The sequence below is a fragment of the Bacteroides sp. OF03-11BH genome, assembly GCF_003604005.1.
In the GTDB taxonomy this organism is placed as follows: domain Bacteria; phylum Bacteroidota; class Bacteroidia; order Bacteroidales; family Bacteroidaceae; genus Bacteroides; species Bacteroides ovatus.
Window position 1 is genome coordinate 13,746 of sequence record NZ_QTMW01000020.1, and the last position, 23,096, is coordinate 36,841.

A 23,096-nucleotide genomic window follows, 5' to 3' on the forward strand; every position below is an offset into this window, starting at 1 on the left:
AAATGATATGAATATGAAAAAAAGAATCTTATTCACCGGACTTCTTCTGTTGCTGACTCTAGGCACTTTTGCAGTCACTCCTGTCGCTCCGGACAAGACACATGCGCAAAAGATAGTAGAAGCCATTCACAATCCGAAAACAGACTATGTAGTGGTAGTATCCCACCGGGGAGACTGGCGGGATTATCCGGAGAACTCCATCCCTGCCATCGAATCGATTATCCGCATGGGAGTTGATGTCATGGAACTAGACCTGAAACTAACAGCAGACAGTGTACTTGTCCTTTGTCACGACGGTACTATCGACCGGACTACCACAGGAAAAGGCAGAGTCAGCGACGTAACTTACGACTATATCAAAAGCTGTTTCCTGAAAACAGGTCATAACTGCCCCACTAAATACAAGATGCCGACCTTAAAAGAAGCATTGGCCGTCTGCAAAGACCGTATAGTGGTTAACATAGACCAAGGGTACCAATATTATGATTTGGTAATGGCTATCACAGAAGAATTGGGAGTCACAGAACAAATCTTGATTAAAGGTAAAAAGTCGGTTGATTTTGTAGATGCACAAGCTAAGAAGTATAAACACGCCATGATGTACATGCCCATTATTGATATCAACAAACCAAGCGGACAAGATTTGTTCCGTCAATATATGGACAAGAAAATCATTCCTCTAGCATATGAAGTATGCTGGCAGCAAGAAACTTCGGAAGTAAAAAAATGCATGAAGGATATACTTGCACAAGGTTCTAAAATCTGGGTAAATACTCTTTGGGCCTCACTCTGCGGAGGTGAAGAAGCAGGTATGTACGATGACTATGCTTTTGAACATGGGGCAGAAGTTTACCAAAAGGTATTAGATCTCGGCACATCCATCATACAAACCGACCGACCGGAGTTATTAATCAGCTACCTGAAGAAAATCGGACGGCACAATTAATCCCCGAAAGTAATTATTCTATTTACCAGATAAGAAAACATGAGAAATTTCAGATTGCTCCTTTTGGCTTCGCTTTTGGCACCGACTATCCTATGGGGACAAAGTATAAAAGACATCCGCTATGTAGATGCCTCCCAACTGACCCTTGTAGGAAAAGCCTTGCCTACCCCACATCTATATCACCGTATAGATACGGTAGCTTTCAAGGGATTTTCAAAATCAGAAAACCAGCAAGCCAGATGTTCAGCAGGATTAGCGGTTGTTTTCAGGACCAACTCACCCCAGATTGACCTGCTTCCCTCGTATAAATGGGAATACAGGAAAGATAATGTAACAGGAATAGCAGCTGCCGGCTTCGACCTCTATATCAGACAGAATAATGAATGGATATATGCCAATTCGCTAGCTCCTGCTAAACGGAACGAAGCATTCACACTGATGTATGGTATGGAGCCAAAGGAAAAAGAATGTCTGCTTTACCTGCCGATGTACAGCGAACTCGAATCTCTGAAGATAGGCATTCAGCCGGGATCTTCAATCGAAACGATCCCGAATCCTTTTGGGCAAAAAGTCGTATTCTTCGGTTCCAGTTTTACGCAAGGTATTGGAGCAAGTCGTCCGGGGATGAGTTATCCGCTGCAAATAGAGCGTAATACAAACTTACATGTCTGCAATTTAGGATTCAGTGGCAATGCCAAACTTCAGTCTTATTTTGCGGAAGTGATAGCAGCCACCGAAGCCGATGCTTTTGTATTTGATGTGTTTTCCAACCCCGACGCAATGCAAATCAAGGAACGTTTACAAGCATTTGTAGATATCATTGTAGCCAAACACCCTAAGACTCCTCTGATATTCGTACAAACTATTCAACGGGGCAATGAAGCATTTAACACCTTGATTCGAGCCAGGGAGAGTGACAAACTGGAAATAGTAGAAACTCTTATGAAAGAGATCATCCGGAAATATCCGAATATCTACCTGATAGGCAATCCGTTGCCATCTCCCGAAAACAGGGATACCTGTACCGACGGAACCCATCCGTCTGACCTCGGCTACTACTTTTGGGCTAAGAATTTAGAGAAAAAAATAATCGAAATACTAAATAAAAACAAGTGCTTATGAATATGAGATCAGATTAAAAATACAAATCTATCCCAAATAGAATATCTTATTCAGAAATAATCAACATAATATACTCATTGATAAAGAAAAAAAATGCATTTTTGTACTTTAAACAAATACGCTATGAAGATAACTAATGACATATTAAAAGATTATTTCTATGATAAGTGTTCTCACGAGGAAGAAATAGAAATCCAAAAGTGGTTGACAGAAAATGACAATAGCCTAGTGGACCAGAGTTTCCGTGAGATTATCTCTGAAATTCAAATGGAGAATCATGAGTTATCTCAAAAAGCTTTTGAGAAATTTCAAAAAGCAACTCAACCCCAACAGGTCCGCACACCACGCCCGGGACTTCAGCGTTCAATCCGCTGGATGCAGCGTGTGGCAGCCGTCCTTTTTATACCACTCTTATTTTTAGCCGGATATTTACTTCTTGACAAGAAGGCAAATACACACTGGAATGATATCACCGTACCACACGGTATGCATCAGACACTCACTCTTTCGGATGGAACGACGCTCCATGTCAATTCAGGCACGCGAGTAATTTACCCTTCCGATTTCACAGAAAATAAAAGAGAAATCTTTGTCAGTGGAGAACTCTTTGCCGATGTGGCAAAGGATCCAGACAAGCCTTTTATCATTTCTGCTGGTGACGTCCATGTGCAGGTGCTGGGTACAAAGTTCAATCTCCGTGCCTACGAGAATATCGAGACAGTAGAAGTCGCGCTCGTAGAAGGTTCGGTACTGTTCAAAACTCCAACTCATCCTAATGAGATTTTGAAGAAAGGAGAAATGATTCAGTATAACCGAACTTCACAGAAGATTGTCCGCGATACATTCCTTGCCAATCTGTACAAGTGTCCGGCCAAAAACGAAGGATTCTATTTCAGTAATCTTCCCCTTAATGATATTGTGAAGGAACTGGAATATTATTTCGATACCAGAATCATCATATTAGATCAAAAGCTAGGTGACAGCACTTACATTGCTTACTTCACTAACGGGGAAACTCTCGATGAGATTTTATCCAATCTCAATACAGACGGACAAATGTCCATAACCCGGAGTCAGGGAGTAATCTTGATTACTTCTGCAGCTCCATAAAATTAGCAGTAGTATAACCTGATATGAAGCAAACTAATATTTATAAAAAATATATATCAACGATCTGGTTTGCTTGTGTGATGATATTTTTCTCTCAACCCATTCTAGCACAAGACATAACCTTACAATTAAAGAATGTTACTGTAAAAGAAGCAATAGAAGCTTTACATAAGACCAAAAATTATTCTGTTGTGATCAAATCCGCAGAGATCAACATGAGTAAAAAAGTGTCAGTCAATGCCACTAATGCGCCTATTAAGGCCGTTTTGGATCAGATTTTTGTGGGACAGAATGTTAGCTACGCCATCAACGGGCATAGTATCATTATCAGTAAAAAGTCAGATACCAGTCAGCAAAAGCCCGGTGAGAAAAAGAAACAGACGATTACCGGTATTGTTTATGACGAAGAAGGTAATCCTGTTATAGGCGCTTCAGTGATGAACAAAGAAACCGCACAAGGAGCAATTACCGATCTGGATGGAAAGTTTTCTTTAGAAGCTTTCATACCCTCAACAATCGAAATTTCGTACGTAGGTTATGAAATGGCAACAGTCAATGTAAAAGACAATCAGACCAAGACCATCCGCCTGATTCCTTCCAGCCTGATGATTGACGAGGTAGTCGTAGTAGGCTACGGTAGTCAACGCAGAAGTAACCTGACAGGTGCCGTTTCCACCATCTCTAGTAAAGACCTGAACAACCGCCCGGTAGTGTCTGCTGCCAATGCATTGCAGGGAGCCGATCCATCTGTAAATCTTACTTTTGGTACAGGCTCGCCCGAGTCAGGGTATTCATTAAACATTCGTGGAGGTATCTCTGTCAACGGTGGCACGCCGTTAGTATTGTGTGATGGTGTAGAAGTACCGCTAAATCAAGTCAATGCAAATGATATCGAATCGATTTCTGTATTGAAAGATGCATCTTCATGTGCCATTTATGGAGCAAAAGCATCGGCTGGTGTGGTACTTATTACCACTAAATCGGGAAGTGCCGCAACAAAAGGAAAAGCCAAAATTTCCTATAACGGTCGTTTCGGATGGACACAGAATACGACTCCCACTGATTTTATCCGTACCGGGTATGATTATGTAACTTTCGCCAACAAGTTCTACCATGCATACAATGGTGTGAATATGTATTTGTATGAAGATGAAGAACTCCAGAAGCTCTACGACCGCAGGAATGATATGACTGAGAATCCTGAACGCCCCTGGGTAGAAATCGGAGAAGACGGGAAGTACTATTATTATGGAAATACAGATTGGTATGGACACTTCTACAATCGCACCCGCCCACAGATGGAACATAACGTTTCCATCACCGGAGGTGGCGAGAAGGTGAATTATTATATCAGTGGACGCTACTATCAGCAGTATGGTATGTTCAACATTGATAAAGACCTCTATAAAGATTACTCATTCCGTGCCAAGATGGATGCCCAACTGAATAAATGGATAAAATGGTCGACAAATATCGGATTGGACAACAACAATTACAGATATAACGGAACTTCCAATTATGCAATGACCATTGCTCGTCTGGAATCGAATATCAGTCCGTCATTCGTGCCTTTCAATCCTGACGGAACAATTGTGCAATATACAAACCAACTTTATGCCAACTCCCCTCTCGGAGCCGGCGACGGTGGCTATCTGACATCTCAAAGAGGGCATAACACCAAATCCAGAACACTCTTGTCTGTAGTCAACCAGATTGATATTACTTTACTGGAAGGATTGACTTTGACTGCCAATTACAGTTATCAGCAAAGAAAACAGCTGTATCGCTATCGCAACAACTCATTTGAATATTCACGTAGTCAGGGAGTGACACAGACATTCACTTCCGGAAGTATCTTTAACAACTATGAAGAAGACGAATCTTTCCCCGTCACTCATATGCTGAATTACTATGCTACTTTTGAACATTCATGGGCAAAGAAACATAATCTTAAAGTGGTGGCAGGTAGTCAGTATGAGACTTACCGTAATGTCAACAAAGATACTTCCATGACCAACTTGTCCAATGATAACCTCGACTCCTTTTCGGCAGTAACACCCGAAAGTGTGCTTACCGTATCACAAGATATCAGTGCCTATAAGACTCTTGGTTTCTTTGGGCGTATCAACTATGACTACATGGGCAAATACTTGCTTGAGGTATCCTGCCGTGCTGATGGTTCTTCCCGATTTGCAGAAGGAGACAGATGGGGAATATTCCCCTCGGTATCAGCAGGGTGGAGAATTTCTGAAGAAAACTTCTTCAAACCTGTAAGTGACTGGTGGAGCAGTTTAAAATTACGTGCTTCTGTCGGCAGTCTGGGTAACCAACAAGTAGATTATTACGCTTATCTGCAAACAATCACTTCCGATAACCAATTCAGTTATACCTTTGATGGAGAAGGAAAAGCATACTATGCGAAAATTTCCAATCCAATCTCTTCCGGGCTGACCTGGGAAACTGTTACAACATACAATGTCGGATTGGATATGTCATTCCTTAGAAACCGTCTAAGTATGAGTGCCGACTATTACGTCCGTAAAACAACGGATATGCTGACCACCTCATTGACTTTACCGGATGTATACGGTGCTTCTACCCCAAAAGCCAATTGCGCTGACTTACGGACAAACGGATGGGAATTATCTGTTTCATGGAACGATTCGTTCAAAGTAGCCAACAAGCCTTTCCGATATGGGATACAAGCTACCTTGGGAGATTACCAGCGCACAATCACCAAATACAACAACCCGGACAAACTGATTTCCGACCACTATGTAGGAAAGAAAATGGGAGAAATCTGGGGATACCATGTAGACGGATTGTTTAAAACAGACAAAGAAGCTGCGGAATATCAGGCAAAGATTAATGACAAAGCCGTGAACGGACGTGTTTACAGTAGTAAAGTAGACGGTTATCTACGTGCCGGTGATGTACGCTTTGCCGACTTGAATGGAGACAACGTGATCGGAGCAGGAGCAGGAACCGTAGATGACCCGGGCGACAAACGGATCATCGGAAATACGACTCCAAGATACAACTATTCTTTCCGCCTGGATGCAAGCTGGAATGGTTTTGACGTATCTGCTTTCTTTCAAGGGATCGGTAAAAGAGACTGGTATCCGTCCTCCAGTTCCAGTTCACAAGGAGCGAATTCTTTCTGGGGCCCCTACTCTTTCCCTTCTACCTCATTTATAGAAAAGTCATTCCCGGAAGACTGTTGGACAGAAGATAACAGAAATGCCTTCTTCCCACGCATCAGAGGTTATCAATCCTACTCCGGAGGTTCACTCGGAACAGTCAATGACCGATATATACAGAACATTGCTTATCTGCGTTTCAAGAACCTCTCTATCGGATATACCCTGCCCATCAACAAGCGTTTTTTCGAAAAAGTCCGTGTTTATGTTTCAGGAGAGAATCTATACTATTGGTCGCCTCTGAAGAAGCATAATAAAACCATTGATCCGGAATTGGCTATCTCTAGTAGCACTTACTCATCCAACACAGGTTCGGGATATGCTTATCCACGTGTTTATACTGTTGGAGTAGATATTACTTTTTAATTAATGATTAATCAGATATAGTATGAAAGCTATCAACAAAATAATTATCCTGGGAATGGTGACAACCCTGTTCAGTAGTTGCGACCTGACACTCCTACCGGAAAATGCAGTGACACCGGAGAATTACTTTCAAAATAAATCCGACCTGGAGTTATGGACCAATCAATTTTATACTTTGCTGGATGAACCGGACGCTTCAGCCGGTACAAATGCAGACGATATGATTGACAAAGGCATGGGACAGGTGATTGAAGGTACCCGTTCGGCTGCTAGCGAAACCGGATGGTCATGGAGCAAACTCCGTCACATCAATTATTTTCTGCAACATTCCTCCAATTGTGATGATGAAACCGCCCGCAGCCAATATAACGGTGTGGCACAGTTCTTCAGAGCTTATTTCTATTTCGTAAAGGTACGTCGTTATGGAGACGTGCCCTGGTATGATCAGGTATTAGGTTCGGAAGATCAGGAATTACTGGCTAAAGCCAGAGATTCACGCGAATTTGTGATGGATCGGGTCCTCAAAGATTTCGAAGATGCCGCCACCAGCTTACCAACTAAAAGCACAGACACTCGGAACACAAGAGTCACTAAATGGGCGGCATTGGCATTTGCCAGTCAAGCTGCACTTTATGAAGGGACTTATCGGAAATACCATGGACTGGATAATTATGAGAAATACCTGGAAATTGCAGCAAGCACTGCCCGGCAGTTTATTGACGAAAGCGGCTTCAGCCTGTATAAAGAAGGAACGGAACCTTACAGAGATATGTTCTGTGCCGACAACGCCAAAACCACAGAAGTCGTACTGGCAAGAGCTTATAACTTCGAAGGTTTGCAATTATCACACTCCGTACAATTCAGCATCGCTAACCTGCAAATGGGATTTACCCGCCGGTTTATGAATCACTACCTGATGGCGGACGGAACACGTTTCACTGATAAACAAGGATATGAAACAATGTTTTACACAGACGAGGTGAAAAACCGCGATCCACGCCTGCAACAAACCGTACTTTGTCCGAACTATATCCAAAAAGGAGAAACAACCGTGACCGCCAATGACTTAACTGCTTATTGCGGCTACAGACCTATCAAATTTGTAGGTACCAAAGATCATGACGGAGCCGCTAAAAGTACCTCCGATTGGCCTTTGATGCGAGCAGCGGAAGTCTACCTGAATTATGCCGAAGCCAAAGCCGAACTGGGAACACTCAAACAAGAAGACCTGGATATCTCTATCAATAAAATTCGAGAACGGGCTAAAATGCCGGATCTGAATCTTACGGATGCCAACAGTAACCCTGATCCTTATCTGGCAGCTTGCTATCCGAATGTTGAGCAGGGAACGAATAAGGGCGTCATTCTCGAAATCCGTCGCGAACGTACAATTGAACTAGTAATGGAAGGGTTGAGACAATGGGATTTATTCCGTTGGAAAGAAGGTAAACAAATGTTCAATCATTACGTACCTTACTACGGTATTTATGTTCCCGGAGTAGGAACATACGATATGGATGGTGACGGGAAGCCTGATCTGGAAATCTACGAAACCACAGCGACCTCCCAATGTGATAATAAAAAGAAACTGGATAAGGATATCTATCTCTCCAACGGAACATCCGGTTATATTATCGGATTCCCCAAAGTTACTTATGGCAAAGACTGGAAAGAGGAAAGAGACTACTTATGGCCTATCCCTGCTGACCAGCGCGTACTTACACAAGGCATTCTAACCCAAAATCCGGGTTGGGAAGATGGACTAAGCTACTAACTAACTCTTTATTTATTTCTTCATCAGAAGGTGTATCGGAAGATAATCGATACACCTTCCCATTACTATCGCCTTTCACTAGGCTATCAAATCCTACCACCATGTTAAAACAACTTATCAAATTTTATCACATCAGCACTCCTGCGACTCCTCTTAAAAAAGACAAGAAAAAACTTAAAAGATTGCAGTGGGCTACCTTTCTTTCCGCCACAGCCGGATATGGTATTTATTATGTCTGTCGGCTAAGCCTGAATGTAGTAAAGAAACCGATTGTTGAAGAAGGAATCTTTTCAGAAACAGAGCTCGGTATTATCGGAGCAGTGTTATTTTTCACCTATGCTATCGGAAAATTCACTAACGGATTTCTGGCAGACCGCAGCAATATCAGGCGTTTCATGTCCACCGGACTGCTAATTACAGCCCTGGCAAACTTATGCCTAGGATTCACCCACTCTTTCATTCTATTCGCCATATTATGGGGAATCAGCGGATGGTTTCAGTCAATGGGGGCTGCTTCTTGCGTAGTCGGATTATCCCGTTGGTTTGAAAATAAGAAACGGGGATCGTTCTATGGCTTCTGGTCGGCAAGCCACAACATCGGGGAAGCAATGACTTTCATTATTGTCGCCTCCATTGTCAGTGCTTTAGGATGGAGATACGGTTTCATTGGAGCCGGAAGTATCGGAATAATCGGGGCATTAATCGTCTGGAGATTCTTTCATGATTCTCCGGAAAGTGAAGGGCTGCCTGCCGTCAATCATCCACAAATGCAAAGTGAAACAGGTGATGCTGCCGATTTCAACAAGGCACAACGGCAAGCTCTAATGATGCCCGCAATTTGGATACTTGCCATTTCGAGTGCATTGATGTACGTCAGCCGCTATGCCGTAAACAGCTGGGGAGTCTTCTATCTGGAAACCCAGAAAGGATATTCTACACTGGACGCCAGTTTTATCATTTCTATCGGTTCGGTTTGTGGAATTATCGGTACAATGTTTTCCGGTGTCATCTCCGACAAGTTTTTCAGTGGGCGCAGAAATGCTCCTGCACTCATCTTCGGTCTGATGAATGTAATGGCACTTTGTCTGTTTCTATTAGTTCCGGGTGTCCACTTTTGGGTAGACGCGTTATCCATGGTACTGTTCGGTACTGCGATCGGAGTACTCCTCTGTTTCTTGGGCGGATTGATGGCAGTTGACATTGCTCCCCGGAACGCTTCAGGTGCAGCATTAGGAATCGTAGGTATTGCCAGTTACATCGGGGCAGGTATACAGGATATTATGAGCGGTATTCTCATAGGAGGGCATAAAAGCATTGTCGATGGCAAAGAAATCTATGACTTTTCTTATATCAATATTTTTTGGATCGGAGCCGCATTACTCTCCGTCTTTTTTGCTTTATTGGTATGGAATGTGAAATCAAAGGATTAACAGAACTGTCAGTATCATAAAAAACGTGAGTTCTTTTCGTCCTCATATGAATTTATTTCGTATTTTTGCGTGGACATCCCCTTTTTTGATGTTCAGGAAGATAATTTGTTGTTAAAGCAAAGCGAAGATTGATATATGAGTGACGAAATCAACGAGATAACGGAAGGACATTCAGACTACAAACCGGCGGACACGCGGGACGAAAACGTAAAGCATCAGTTAACAGGCATGTACCAGAATTGGTTTCTGGACTATGCTTCATACGTTATACTGGAACGTGCCGTGCCTCATATCAATGACGGTTTAAAGCCTGTGCAACGACGTATTTTACATTCAATGAAACGTCTGGACGACGGACGGTATAATAAAGTGGCTAACATTGTGGGACACACCATGCAGTTCCACCCTCACGGTGATGCTTCTATCGGAGATGCCCTGGTACAGTTGGGACAGAAAGACCTGTTGATCGATTGTCAGGGTAACTGGGGTAATATCCTCACCGGAGACGGCGCAGCTGCTCCCCGTTATATCGAAGCACGCTTGTCCAAGTTTGCGCTGGATGTTGTCTTCAATCCCAAAACTACCGAATGGAAACTTTCTTATGACGGACGAAACAAGGAACCGGTCACTCTTCCTGTGAAATTCCCGTTATTATTAGCACAGGGAGTGGAAGGTATCGCCGTGGGACTTTCTTCAAAAATTTTACCACACAATTTCAACGAACTTTGTGATGCCTCTATCAGCTATTTACGCGGAGAGGAATTCCAACTATATCCTGATTTCCAGACAGGAGGCTCTATCGATGTAGCCAAATACAACGACGGAGAGCGTGGCGGAGCCGTGAAAGTACGTGCCAAGATCAACAAGATTGATAATAAAACGCTTGCTATCACAGAAATTCCATACGGAAAGACGACTTCGACAGTGATCGACTCTATCCTGAAAGCTGTTGATAAAGGAAAGATCAAAATTCGTAAGGTAGACGACAATACGGCTGCCAACGTAGAAATATTAGTGCACCTCGCACCCGGCACCTCATCAGATAAAACGATTGATGCTCTGTACGCTTTCACTGACTGTGAAGTAAGTATCTCGCCCAACTGCTGTATTATCGATGACAGTAAGCCACATTTCCTCACTGTGAGCAAAGTCCTGAAAAAGTCGGCAGACAATACGATGGATTTGCTGAAGCAGGAGCTGGAAATCAAGAAAGGAGAAATTCTGGAATCCCTGCATTTCTCTTCTCTCGAAAAGATATTTATCGAAGAACGCATCTATAAGGATAAAGAGTTCGAGCAATCCAAAGACATGGATGCAGCCTGTGCACATATCGACGAACGTCTGACACCTTACTATCCGACATTTATCCGTGAAGTTACGAAAGAAGATATTCTCAAGTTGATGGAAATCAAAATGGGGCGTATCCTGAAATTCAACTCAGACAAAGCAGATGAACTGATCGCCAAGATGAAAGAGGAAATTGCCGAGATTGATAACCACCTGGCTCACATCGTGGATTATACCGTCAACTGGTATCAGATGCTGAAGAACAAATACGGCAAGAATTTCCCGCGCCACACGGAATTGCGAAACTTCGACACCATCGAAGCAGCCAAAGTAGTAGAAGCAAACGAGAAACTCTATATCAACCGTGAAGAAGGATTTATCGGAACGACCTTGAAGAAAGATGAGTTCGTAGCCTGCTGTTCGGATATCGACGATGTCATTATCTTCTTCCGTGATGGTAAATATATCGTCACCCCCGTTGCCGATAAGAAATTTGTCGGTAAGAACGTTCTTTATGTCAATGTATTCAAGAAGAACGATAAACGTACAATCTACAACGTAGCCTACCGCGACGGAAAAGAAGGAACGACCTACGTAAAACGTTTCGCCGTAACTTCCGTGGTCCGCGACCGCGAATATGATGTGACACTGGGAACTCCCGATTCACGAATTACCTATTTCAGTGCCAACCCGAACGGAGAAGCCGAAATTATCAAAGTGACATTGAAGCCGAACCCGCGTGTACGCCGCATCATCTTCGAGCATGACTTCAGCGAAGTCAGTATCAAGGGACGCCAGGCACGGGGGATAATTCTCACCCGCTTGCCGGTACACAAAATATCCTTGAAACAGAAAGGCGGCTCTACTCTCGGTGGACGTAAAGTCTGGTTCGACCGTGACATACTTCGCCTCAACTATGATGGACGCGGCGAATACCTGGGAGAATTCCAAAGTGACGACTCCATACTGGTTGTACTGAACAATGGTGATTTCTACACCACCAACTTCGATTTGAGCAATCACTACGAAGACAATGTGAGCATCGTTGAGAAATTCGATCCCCATAAGGTATGGACCGCTGCACTTTATGATGCCGATCAACAGAATTACCCGTACCTGAAACGTTTCTGCTTCGAGGCCTCCAACCGCAAACAGAACTATCTGGGAGAGAATAAGAATAACCGTCTCATCTTGCTGACCGATGAGTACTATCCGCGTCTGGAAGTTATATTTGGCGGACACGACAGCTTCCGTGATCCGTTGGATATCGATGCAGATGAATTCATAGCTGTCAAAGGGTTCAAAGCCAAAGGAAAACGCATCACGACCTATACCGTGGATACGATCAACGAACTTGAACCGACCCGCTTCCCCGAACCTGAACAAGAGCAGCAGGAAAGCCCGGAAGAGGAACCGGAAAATCTGGACCCGGACAGTGATAAGAGCGAAGGCGATATTATTGATGAGATCACCGGGCAGATGAAATTATTCTGATGAAGAAAAAACTAATATATCTGGGGCTGACAGGATGCATCCTGTTCGCCCTTTGCACCAGATTACAAGCGCAGATTGACAGTCTGCAAACCCATCGGTATGTAACACGTGCCACCATGTACGGTGTAGGATTTACCAACGTATTCGACACCTATCTTTCACCGCAGGAATACAAAGGAATTGACTTCCGTATTTCCCGCGAGACGATTCGGATGACTAAGTTATTCGATGGAAATGTGTCTGTGCAGAATTTCTTTCAGGCAGACATCGGTTATACCCATAACCGTGCCGATAACAATAACACCTTCTCCGGATTAGTCAACTGGAATTACGGATTACACTACCAGTTTCGACTGACGGAGAATTTCAAATTATTAGCCGGAGGATTGATAGATGCCAACGGAGGCTTTGTCTATAATCTCCGGAACACCAACAATCCGGCATCCGCACGGGCATACGTCAATTTGGATGCTTCCGGAATGGCTATCTGGCATTTGAAAATCAAACGGTACCCGATGGTATTACGCTATCAAGTCAATCTACCGGTGATGGGAGTAATGTTCTCACCGCACTACGGACAATCTTACTACGAGATATTCTCTCTGGGAAATTCGAGTGGAGTGATAAAGTTCACCTCCCTGCACAACCAGCCTTCACTGCGGCAGATGCTCTCGGTCGACTTACCGATAGGATATACAAAAATGCGATTCAGCTATCTGGCTGATTTGCAACAATCCAATGTAAACAATATCAAGACACATACCTACTCGCACGTATTCATGGTAGGATTTGTGAAAGACCTATACCGTATCCGAAACAAAAAAGGAACAGCTTTGCCTTCATCGGTCAGAGCCTACTAAGAGAACAAAATTTAATGTTGAAACTTCAAGTGAGATCAATTAAGAATGAGAAATAAGATTAGACAAATGCTTTGGCTGCTCTGCTGTCTTCCGGTATTGACCGGTTGCATCGGAGAAGAAGACTACGCCAATGATCCTGTAGGAAACTTCGAACAACTATGGAAGATCATCGACGAACAGTATTGTTTTCTGGAAGCAAAAGGTATTGACTGGGATGCCGTTCACGACAAATATAGCCCACTGATTATTCCGACAATGTCTAATGACGACCTGTTCGACATCCTAAGCCAGATGCTATACATTTTAAAAGACGGACATGTCAATCTATCCTCTGCCAAACGTACTTCTTTCTACGATGAATGGTATCAGGGTTACGACTGGAACTACCGGGAAGATATTCTCTATCAAACTTATCTGGGCAGTGCCAGCACAGGATACTATACATCCGCCGGTTTAAAGTATAAAATATTCGATAATAATATAGGATATATTCGTTATGAAAGTTTCAGTTCCGGAGTGGGCGATGGCAACTTGGATGAAGTTCTCCTCTACCTGGCCACCTGCAACGGATTAATCATCGATGTACGTGATAACGGAGGCGGAAACCTGACCAACTCCACCCGCATTGCCGCCCGGTTTACCAACGAGAAAACACTTACCGGATATATACAGCACAAAACCGGACCGGGACATAATGATTTCTCCAAGATGGAGCCGATCTATCTGGAACCATCCAACAGCATCCGGTGGCAGAAGAAAGTAATCATTCTGACCAATCGTCGTTGTTATAGTGCCACCAATGATTTTGTGAATGCGATGCGCAGCTTAAACAAGGACAACGAAGAGAAAAGAATCATCCAGTTAGGTGACTGGACCGGAGGTGGTTCGGGACTTCCCTTCTCATCGGAATTACCTAATGGATGGAGCGTCCGTTTCTCCGCCAGTCCGCATTTCGACAAAAACAAGCAACCCTTGGAAGAAGGTATTGAGCCGGACATTGCCATCAATATGTCTGAATCAGATCAACTTAAGCACAAAGACACTCTGATTGAAAAAGCATTCGAAATCTTAAGTGAATAACTTTATTGTCGAATTATTTGCCAAATCAGAAAATCTTCCTATCTTTGCACCGCTAAACAAAAAAGCTACACATGCGGATGTGGCGTAATTGGTAGCCGCGCCAGACTTAGGATCTGGTGCCGTGAGGCGTGTAGGTTCGAGTCCTATCATCCGCACCAAAAATAAACTATAAGCCTTCAAGATACTATCTTGGAGGCTTTTTAATTAGTTAAACATGAATAAACATCAACTTTGCTGCATCGGTCACATCACATTAGACAAAGTAGTCACTCCTCAAAACACTGTCTACATGCCGGGAGGAACAGCTTTTTATTGCTCACATGCCATCCGCCATTTTAATGATATCGATTATGCGCTGGTAACGGCAGTAGGTGCCACTGAAATGAAAGTTGTAGAGCAGCTGCGCAAAGTGGGTATTAACGTAACTGCCTTACCGAGCAAACACTCCGTATACTTCGAGAACATCTATGGAGCCAATCCGGACGACCGTACCCAACGGGTATTAGCGAAAGCCGATCCGTTCACAGCCAGTCAGTTGAAAGAGATAGATGCGCAAATCTACCATCTCGGCTCTCTGCTGGCTGACGACTTCTCATTGGAAGTAATCAAAGAACTATCTCAAAAAGGGTTGATTGCAGTAGACTCACAAGGCTATTTACGTGAAGTGCGTGACACCCACGTCTATCCGGTGGACTGGACAGATAAGAGAGAAGCCTTGCAATATATTCATTTCCTCAAAGTCAACGAGCATGAAATGGAAGTACTGACCGGTCTTTCCGACCCGCATGAAGCTGCCCGCCAATTATATGAATGGGGAGTGAAAGAAGTATTAGTCACATTAGGCGGCATGGGCTCACTTATCTTCGACGGAAAAGACTTCTATCGTATTCCGGCTTATAAGCCCAGAGAAGTGGTAGACGCAACGGGATGTGGAGACACGTATACCATCGGCTATTTATATCAACGGGTATCAGGTGCCGGCATCGAAGAAGCAGGACGTTTTGCAGCAGCCATGTCAACTTTAAAAATAGAGAAATCAGGTCCTTTCAATGGCAGCAAAGAAGACGTCATTCAATGTATGACCACTGCGGAACAAATGTTTTAAAACAGGAAAGGCATGAACAACACCGGTTCGTGCCTGACTTTTTTCAACAGTCACCTCTCTTTTAGTGTTAAAATCAACCATTCCCTCTTTTTTCCAAAATCTTTTTTGAATTTCGTTTGTTTCCTTTGTTACTCTTGCCAAAAGACGGCAGAAAAAAGACTTCAACCTAAATAATAACAAATGGAAAAATTTAATGCAATGAGGACTATACTTTTACAACATCTTCAGAAAAAAGCCATCAGGTCAAAGAGCATCATGACGCTTGTTTACCTGCTACTGGCCTCTGCATCAGCCTTTGCACAGACAAAGACGGTGACAGGAACAGTGACGGACGCTGCCAATGAACCATTGATCGGCGCATCGGTACTCGTACAAGGAACTTCCACCGGAACCATCACGGACATGGACGGTAAATATTCAATCTCTGTCACTCCGGAGGACGTACTGGCATTTTCATACGTGGGGATGACTTCGCAAACCATTAAAGTGGGGACACAGAACGTCATCAATGTCACTTTAAAAGAAGATTCACAAGTACTAGCCGAAACAGTCGTTATCGGATACGGTAGTGCAAAGAAAAGAGACTTGACAGGTTCTATCACCAATATCAAAGGAGAAGAGTTAGCCAACAAACCGGCAATGAATCCGCTGTCTTCCCTTCAGGGGAAAGTGGCAGGTGTGCAGATTGTAAACTCCGGACGAGCCGGATCGGACCCGGAAATCCGTATTCGCGGAACAAACTCCATCAACGGATATAAACCGCTGTACATTGTCGACGGATTATTCAATGACAACATCAATTTCCTGAATCCGGAGGACATCGAATCCATGGAAATCCTGAAAGACCCGTCATCTCTGGCTATCTTCGGTGTTCGCGGTGCGAATGGTGTTATCATCATTACCACAAAGAAAGCCAAAGAGGGACAGACACTAGTCAATATTAATACTTCTTTCGGTTTCAAGAAAGTGGTAGATAAAGTGAAACTGGTGAATGGTTCACAATTCAAGGAACTATATAACGAACAGCTTGCCAATCAGAAAGATGACCCTTTCGATTATACCGGCTGGGATGCCAATACCGACTGGCAAGACGAAATTTTCCAGACTGCTTTCATTACAAACAATAACATCAGTATTACAGGGGCTTCGCCCAAACACAGTTTCTATCTGGGCGTAGGCTACTCTTACGAACAAGGCAACATCGAGCATGAGAAATTCAGCAAGGTAACCATCAACGCAAGTAATGATTATAAGATTACGGACTTTTTAAAAGTCGGTTTCCAATTCAACGGAGCACGTATGCTTCCTGCCGATTCCAAACAGGTGTTGAATGCCCTGCGTGCAACTCCTATCGCTCCGGTGTATAACAACGAATACGGATTATATACGGCTCTGCCCGAATTCCAGAAAGCGCAGATTAGCAACCCGATGGTAGACGTCGAATTGAAAGCGAATACTACCAAAGCGGAGAACTACCGGGCATCCGGTAATATTTATGGTGAAGTAGACTTCCTGAAACATTTCACGTTCAAAGCAATGTTCTCCATGGATTATGCGTCGAACAACGGACGGACGTATACACCGATCGTAAAAGTATACGATGCCGCTGTCAACGGAGGGATCTCTACTTTGGGAACAGGCAAGACCGAGGTCAGCCAGTTTAAAGAGAATGAAACAAAAGTTCAGAGCGACTACCTGTTGACATACACCAACAGCTTTGATAATGGAAATCATAACCTGACAGCTACTGCCGGTTTTACTACCTATTATAATTCGTTGAGCCGGTTGGACGGAGCACGCAAGCAGGGGGTCGGACTGGTTATTCCGGATAATCCGGACAAATGGTTTGTCAGCATCGGCGATGCGGCTACCGCTACCAATGGAAGTACTCAATGGGAACGCAGTACATTATCCGTACTTGCACGTGTGATCTACAACTATAAAGGTAAATATCTGTTCAACGGATCTTTCCGCCGGGATGGTTCTTCCGCTTTCTCCTATACAGGAAATGAATGGCAGAACTTCTTCTCGCTGGGTGGAGGTTGGTTGATGTCCGAAGAAGAATTTATGAAAGACATCAAATGGCTGGATATGTTGAAAATCAAAGCATCTTACGGTACGTTAGGAAACCAGAACCTGGATAAAGCCTATCCTGCCGAACCCTTATTGACCAATGCTTATTCGGCCGTATTCGGTAAACCGTCCATCATTTATCCCGGGTACCAGCTTGCCTATCTTCCTAATCCTAACCTGCGTTGGGAAAAAGTAGAAGCCTGGGAAGCCGGATTTGAAACGAACCTGCTTCGCAACCGCTTGCATTTTGAGGGTGTTTACTATAAGAAGAATACCAAAGATTTGTTAGCCGAAGTTCCCGGGATTTCCGGAACTATCCCCGGTATCGGAAACTTGGGAGAGATTCAGAATAAAGGAGTGGAAATGGCTGTAACCTGGCGCGATCAGATTGGTGACTGGGGATATTCCGTCAGTGCCAACCTGACTACTATCAAGAATGAGGTAAAAAGTCTTGTTCAGGAAGGATATTCCATCATTGCCGGAGATAAGCAGCAAAGTTACACAATGGCAGGTTATCCTATCGGATATTTCTATGGTTACAAAGTGGCAGGCGTTTATCAGTCACAAGCAGATATTGACGCATCACCCAAAAATACACTGGCTACCGTTACCCCCGGTGACCTGAAATTCGCCGATGTGAACGGTGACGGAGAAATCACCCCGGAAGACCGTACCATGATAGGTAACCCGACTCCAAAGGTAACTTACGGTTTTTCTCTCGGAGTAGACTATAAGAATTGGTCGTTAGGCATCGACATGATGGGACAAGGTGGAAACAAGATTTTCCGTACATGGGATAACTACAATTTTGCCCAGTTCAACTACCTGGAACAACGTTTGGACCGCTGGCACGGAGAAGGTACGTCCAACACCCAACCGTTGCTGAACACCAAACATTCCATCAACAACCTCAACTCCGACTATTACATTGAGGACGGCAAATTCTTCCGTATCCGCAACGTACAGTTAGCGTATACGTTCGACAAGAGCTTAATTTCCAAAATACGTCTGCAAGCTCTGAAAGTCTATGTCAACATACAGAACCTGAAGACATGGAAACATAACACCGGATATACTCCCGAACTTGGAGGAACTGCCACCGCATTCGGAGTAGATAACGGCAGTTATCCTGTACCTGCAGTCTATACCTTCGGTATCAACCTAACATTCTAGTGACAAGGTGCCACTGCCAGTTTTCCATGCGGAACACAACTTTAATCTTTAAAACTATCATTATATGAAACTGAATAAATATATATTTGCAACCCTTATTACTTCAACTACATTATTTCTAGGTAGCTGTAGTGACTTTCTGGATCGTAGTCCGCAAGGACAGTTCACGGAAGATGATAATCCGAACGCTCTGGTCAACGGTAAGATTTATAATGTCTATACGATGATGCGTAACTATAATGTGACAGCCGGCCCTCCTGCTTTTGCCATCCACTGTTTTCGTTCGGAAGATTCGGAAAAAGGAAGTATTGCCAGCGATGGCTCTGATGTAGCCGAAATGTATGATGATTTTGTGTATACACCGACCAACGGCCTACTGGGTGCTTATTGGGGACAGAATTATGCCATCATCTACCAATGTAATGAGATTCTTGATGCCATTGCAGAAAAAGAAACAGCCGGACAAACAGAAACTGAAGACATCATCAATAAGGGAGAGGCCTCTTTCTTCCGTGCTTATTGCTACTTCAATCTGGTAAGAGCTTTCGGCGAAGTTCCTTTGGTGACTTATAAAATCAACGATGCTTCGGAAGCCAATATCCCGAAGACAAGTGCTGATAAAATCTATGAGCAAATCGACAAGGACCTGAAAACAGCAGAAGAGTCATTGCCGGAAACATGGAGCAGCGAATACACCGGACGACTGACTTGGGGAGCTGCCCGTTCCTTACACGCGCGTACTTATATGATGCGCAACGACTGGAACAATATGTACACAGCCTCCACCGATGTCATCAAAAAGGGGCTCTACAACTTAAAGACTCCGTATAATGAGATTTTCACGGATGATGGTGAAAATAACGGAGGTTCCATATTCGAGTTGCAATGTACAGCTACTGCCGCTCTTCCTCAAAGTACCGTTATCGGTAGCCAGTTCTGTGAAGTACAAGGTGTACGCGGAGCAGGTCAATGGGACTTGGGATGGGGATGGCACATGGCAACAGAGTATATGGCGCAAGCATACGAACAGGGTGATCCACGCAAAAACTCTACCCTACTCTACTTCCGCCACTCGGACAGCGATCCTATCACACCGGAAAACACCAACGAACCATACGGCGAGTCTCCGGTTTCCCCGGCAATGGGTGCTTATTTCAATAAGAAAGCCTATACCGACCCGGCATTGCGTAAAGAATATACCAACAAAGGATTCTGGGTAAACATTCGTCTGATCCGCTACGCAGATGTACTGCTGATGGGAGCCGAATCAGCTAATGAAAAAGGTATTCCGGGTGAAGCAATCGACTATTTGGAACAAGTACGCGCACGCGCCAGAGGCACCAATAGCAATATATTGCCTAAAGTGACGACTACCGATCAGGGAGAATTGCGTGAGGCCATCCGCCACGAACGCCGTGTGGAATTAGGGTTGGAATTCGACCGTTTCTATGACCTCGTTCGTTGGGGCATTGCAAAAGAAGTGTTGCACGCAGCCGGTAAAACCAATTATCAGGACAAAAACGCACTGCTTCCACTGCCGCAGACAGAGATCGACAAGTCTAAGGGAGTGTTAGTACAGAACCCCGACTACCAATAAGAAAGTTCCTCGGTGCCGAACGGTTGTTTCCTCGGTGCCGAAACTACTGTTCCTCGGTGTCGAACAATGTCCTCCTCGGTGCCGAACATTCAACGCATCAGGAGGACTTTATATGAATAGAGATAAAAGTAACCATAATAATATGATATACAAAAAGTTAAGCCTATCCGTCCTGTTGTTTGCCGCAGGTTTTCTAACCGCGTCGGCACAAAAGTCGCCACAGGATATGGATCGTTTCATCGACGTATTGATGAATAAAATGACGCTGGAAGAAAAAATCGGACAGTTAAACCTTCCCGTCACCGGAGAGATCACTACGGGACAAGCTAAAAGCAGCGACATCGCCGCAAAAATCAAGAAAGGCGAAGTGGGAGGATTGTTCAATCTGAAAGGAGTAGAGAAAATACGTGAAGTACAGAAACAAGCTGTGGAAGATTCCCGGCTGGGTATTCCGTTATTGTTCGGGATGGACGTTATTCACGGATACGAAACGATGTTCCCTATCCCGCTCGGTTTGTCTTGCACCTGGGACATGACAACCATTGAAGAGTCTGCCCGCATTGCAGCCGTAGAGGCAAGTGCTGATGGAATCTCATGGACTTTCAGCCCGATGGTGGATATTTCACGTGACCCTCGTTGGGGACGCGTATCCGAAGGTAGTGGCGAAGACCCGTTTCTCGGTGCCATGATTGCCGAAGCGATGGTGCGCGGCTATCAGGGGAAAAACATGGAACGGAATGACGAAATCATGGCCTGCGTAAAACACTTTGCGTTATATGGGGCAGGCGAAGCCGGCCGCGACTATAACACCGTGGATATGAGCCGCCAACGAATGTTCAATGATTATATGCTGCCGTATGAAGCAGCCGTTGAAGCGGGTGTAGGCAGCGTGATGGCTTCTTTTAATGAAGTAGACGGTATTCCGGCCACTGCCAATAAATGGCTGATGACGGATATTCTCCGCGGACAGTGGGGATTCAACGGTTTTGTGGTAACTGATTATACGGGCATTTCAGAAATGATCGACCACGGTATCGGTGATCTTCAGACAGTATCCGCCCGTGCCATCAACGCCGGAGTGGATATGGATATGGTAAGCGAGGGTTTTGTAGGGACACTGAAGAAATCCGTTCAGGAAGGAAAAGTCTCTATGGAAGCATTGAATACGGCTTGCCGTCGTATTCTGGAAGCCAAATATAAACTGGGATTGTTTGATAATCCTTATAAATATTGCGATCCGAAACGTCCGGCACGCGACATCTTTACCAAAGCCCATCGTGATGCAGCCCGCAGAATTGCAGCAGAAAGTTTCGTTCTTCTAAAGAATGACAGTCCCGACGGTAATCCGAACGGAAATCCGTTGTTGCCTTTCAACCCTAAAGGAAATATTGCAGTAATCGGTCCGTTGGCAAACAGCCGTAGCAATATGCCGGGTACATGGAGCGTAGCTGCTGTGCTCGACCGTTGCCCTTCTTTGGTAGAAGGATTGAAAGAGATGACAGCCGGAAAAGCGAATATCATGTACGCTAAAGGAAGTAATCTGATTAGTGACGCAAGTTACGAAGAACGGGCAACGATGTTCGGCCGTTCCCTGAACCGTGACAACCGCACCGACCAACAGTTGTTGGACGAAGCATTGAACGTGGCCCGCCGATCGGATATTATCATCGCAGCTTTAGGCGAATCTTCTGAAATGAGTGGTGAAAGTAGCAGTCGCACGGATTTGAACATTCCCGATGTACAACAGAATCTATTGAAAGAACTTTTAAAGACAGGCAAACCGGTGGTACTGGTATTATTTACCGGACGTCCGCTTACGCTGAACTGGGAACAGGAGCATGTGCCTGCCATTCTGAATGTATGGTTCGGAGGTAGTGAAGCCGCTTATGCCATTGGTGACGCCCTCTTCGGTTACGTCAATCCGGGTGGAAAACTGACCATGACTTTCCCGAAGAATGTCGGCCAGATACCTCTTTATTATGCGCACAAAAATACCGGACGCCCATTGAAAGATGGCAAATGGTTCGAGAAATTCCGCAGCAACTATCTCGATGTGGATAATGATCCGCTTTATCCGTTCGGTTACGGCCTTTCTTATACGACGTTTTCTTACAGCGACATCGACTTGAGTCATTCTTCCATGGACATGAACGGTTCGTTGACCGCGGCAGTGGAGGTTACCAATACCGGAACATGGCCCGGCTCGGAAGTGGTACAGCTTTATATCCGCGACGTTGTGGGTAGCAGTACCCGTCCCGTCAAAGAACTGAAAGGTTTCCAAAAGATATTCCTCGAACCGGGAGAAATGAAGATTGTCCGTTTCAAGATTGCTCCGGAAATGCTTCGATACTATAATTATGACTTGCAACTGGTTGCCGAACCGGGCGACTTTGAAGTGATGATCGGTACGAACAGCCGTGATGTGAAAACCGCGAAATTCACGTTAAACTAAACTTTTATCACCTTGATTATGAACGAT

General features: G+C 44.4%; 13 protein-coding genes and 1 tRNA gene. All 14 read left to right on the forward strand.

Annotated features, from left to right (window positions below):
• Nucleotides 1-7: 7 nt before the first annotated feature.
• On the forward strand, nucleotides 8-946 hold the full coding sequence (locus tag DXA54_RS15500) for a glycerophosphodiester phosphodiesterase family protein (protein ID WP_008020125.1): 939 nt from the start codon (nucleotides 8-10) through the stop codon (nucleotides 944-946).
• Between the two features lie 39 nt (nucleotides 947-985).
• Entirely contained in the window at nucleotides 986-2,068 is a 1,083-nt protein-coding gene (locus DXA54_RS15505; RefSeq protein ID WP_004312647.1) for an SGNH/GDSL hydrolase family protein, read from the forward strand.
• Nucleotides 2,069-2,191: 123 nt separating this feature from the next.
• Nucleotides 2,192-3,178: a FecR family protein gene (locus DXA54_RS15510; protein ID WP_004312646.1), complete on the forward strand. Its 987-nt coding sequence runs from the start codon at nucleotides 2,192-2,194 to the stop codon at nucleotides 3,176-3,178.
• Between the two features lie 23 nt (nucleotides 3,179-3,201).
• A complete protein-coding gene (locus DXA54_RS15515) occupies nucleotides 3,202-6,744 on the forward strand; it encodes a TonB-dependent receptor (protein ID WP_120079982.1) in 3,543 nt (1,180 codons plus the stop codon).
• Nucleotides 6,745-6,766: 22 nt separating this feature from the next.
• Nucleotides 6,767-8,518, forward strand: coding sequence for a RagB/SusD family nutrient uptake outer membrane protein (locus DXA54_RS15520; RefSeq protein WP_008642871.1), 1,752 nt, complete (start codon nucleotides 6,767-6,769; stop codon nucleotides 8,516-8,518).
• A gap of 101 nt (nucleotides 8,519-8,619) precedes the next feature.
• On the forward strand, nucleotides 8,620-9,948 hold the full coding sequence (locus tag DXA54_RS15525) for an MFS transporter (RefSeq protein WP_008998021.1): 1,329 nt from the start codon (nucleotides 8,620-8,622) through the stop codon (nucleotides 9,946-9,948).
• A gap of 135 nt (nucleotides 9,949-10,083) precedes the next feature.
• A complete protein-coding gene (locus DXA54_RS15530) occupies nucleotides 10,084-12,729 on the forward strand; it encodes a DNA gyrase/topoisomerase IV subunit A (RefSeq protein ID WP_004309592.1) in 2,646 nt (881 codons plus the stop codon).
• Nucleotides 12,729-13,589, forward strand: coding sequence for a DUF3316 domain-containing protein (locus DXA54_RS15535; RefSeq protein ID WP_008642868.1), 861 nt, complete (start codon nucleotides 12,729-12,731; stop codon nucleotides 13,587-13,589). The genes DXA54_RS15530 and DXA54_RS15535 overlap by 1 nt, the downstream gene beginning before the upstream one ends.
• Before the next feature lie 45 nt (nucleotides 13,590-13,634).
• Complete coding sequence (locus tag DXA54_RS15540) at nucleotides 13,635-14,669, forward strand: S41 family peptidase (RefSeq protein WP_008649432.1); 1,035 nt, start codon at nucleotides 13,635-13,637, stop codon at nucleotides 14,667-14,669.
• A gap of 73 nt (nucleotides 14,670-14,742) precedes the next feature.
• A tRNA-Leu gene (locus DXA54_RS15545) sits at nucleotides 14,743-14,827 on the forward strand.
• 56 nt (nucleotides 14,828-14,883) lie between these two features.
• Nucleotides 14,884-15,774, forward strand: coding sequence for a carbohydrate kinase family protein (locus tag DXA54_RS15550; protein ID WP_008642866.1), 891 nt, complete (start codon nucleotides 14,884-14,886; stop codon nucleotides 15,772-15,774).
• Between the two features lie 180 nt (nucleotides 15,775-15,954).
• Nucleotides 15,955-19,020 carry a SusC/RagA family TonB-linked outer membrane protein gene (locus DXA54_RS15560; RefSeq protein ID WP_120079986.1) on the forward strand — a complete coding sequence of 1,022 codons (3,066 nt, stop codon included), beginning with the start codon at nucleotides 15,955-15,957 and terminating at the stop codon, nucleotides 19,018-19,020.
• Between the two features lie 64 nt (nucleotides 19,021-19,084).
• Nucleotides 19,085-20,617, forward strand: a complete 1,533-nt coding sequence (locus DXA54_RS15565) for a RagB/SusD family nutrient uptake outer membrane protein (RefSeq protein ID WP_099146323.1) — start codon at nucleotides 19,085-19,087, stop codon at nucleotides 20,615-20,617.
• A 142-nt stretch (nucleotides 20,618-20,759) separates the two neighbouring features.
• Nucleotides 20,760-23,069 (forward strand): beta-glucosidase BglX, encoded by a 2,310-nt coding sequence (gene bglX, locus DXA54_RS15570; protein ID WP_120079988.1) that lies wholly within the window; start codon nucleotides 20,760-20,762, stop codon nucleotides 23,067-23,069.
• The last annotated feature ends 27 nt before the right edge of the window (nucleotides 23,070-23,096 follow it).

Bases quoted from the DNA above. Each gene is read 5' to 3' on its own strand.
- DXA54_RS15565 (WP_099146323.1), top strand. From the start codon at position 19,085: ATGAAACTGAATAAATATATATTTGCAACCCTTATTACTTCAACTACA.
- DXA54_RS15500 (WP_008020125.1), top strand. From the start codon at position 8: ATGAATATGAAAAAAAGAATCTTATTCACCGGACTTCTTCTGTTGCTG.
- DXA54_RS15540 (WP_008649432.1), top strand. From the start codon at position 13,635: ATGAGAAATAAGATTAGACAAATGCTTTGGCTGCTCTGCTGTCTTCCG.
- DXA54_RS15535 (WP_008642868.1), top strand. From the start codon at position 12,729: ATGAAGAAAAAACTAATATATCTGGGGCTGACAGGATGCATCCTGTTC.
- DXA54_RS15525 (WP_008998021.1), top strand. From the start codon at position 8,620: ATGTTAAAACAACTTATCAAATTTTATCACATCAGCACTCCTGCGACT.
- DXA54_RS15530 (WP_004309592.1), top strand. From the start codon at position 10,084: ATGAGTGACGAAATCAACGAGATAACGGAAGGACATTCAGACTACAAA.
- DXA54_RS15515 (WP_120079982.1), top strand. From the start codon at position 3,202: ATGAAGCAAACTAATATTTATAAAAAATATATATCAACGATCTGGTTT.
- DXA54_RS15510 (WP_004312646.1), top strand. From the start codon at position 2,192: ATGAAGATAACTAATGACATATTAAAAGATTATTTCTATGATAAGTGT.
- DXA54_RS15550 (WP_008642866.1), top strand. From the start codon at position 14,884: ATGAATAAACATCAACTTTGCTGCATCGGTCACATCACATTAGACAAA.
- DXA54_RS15505 (WP_004312647.1), top strand. From the start codon at position 986: ATGAGAAATTTCAGATTGCTCCTTTTGGCTTCGCTTTTGGCACCGACT.
- DXA54_RS15560 (WP_120079986.1), top strand. From the start codon at position 15,955: ATGGAAAAATTTAATGCAATGAGGACTATACTTTTACAACATCTTCAG.
- bglX (WP_120079988.1), top strand. From the start codon at position 20,760: ATGATATACAAAAAGTTAAGCCTATCCGTCCTGTTGTTTGCCGCAGGT.
- DXA54_RS15520 (WP_008642871.1), top strand. From the start codon at position 6,767: ATGAAAGCTATCAACAAAATAATTATCCTGGGAATGGTGACAACCCTG.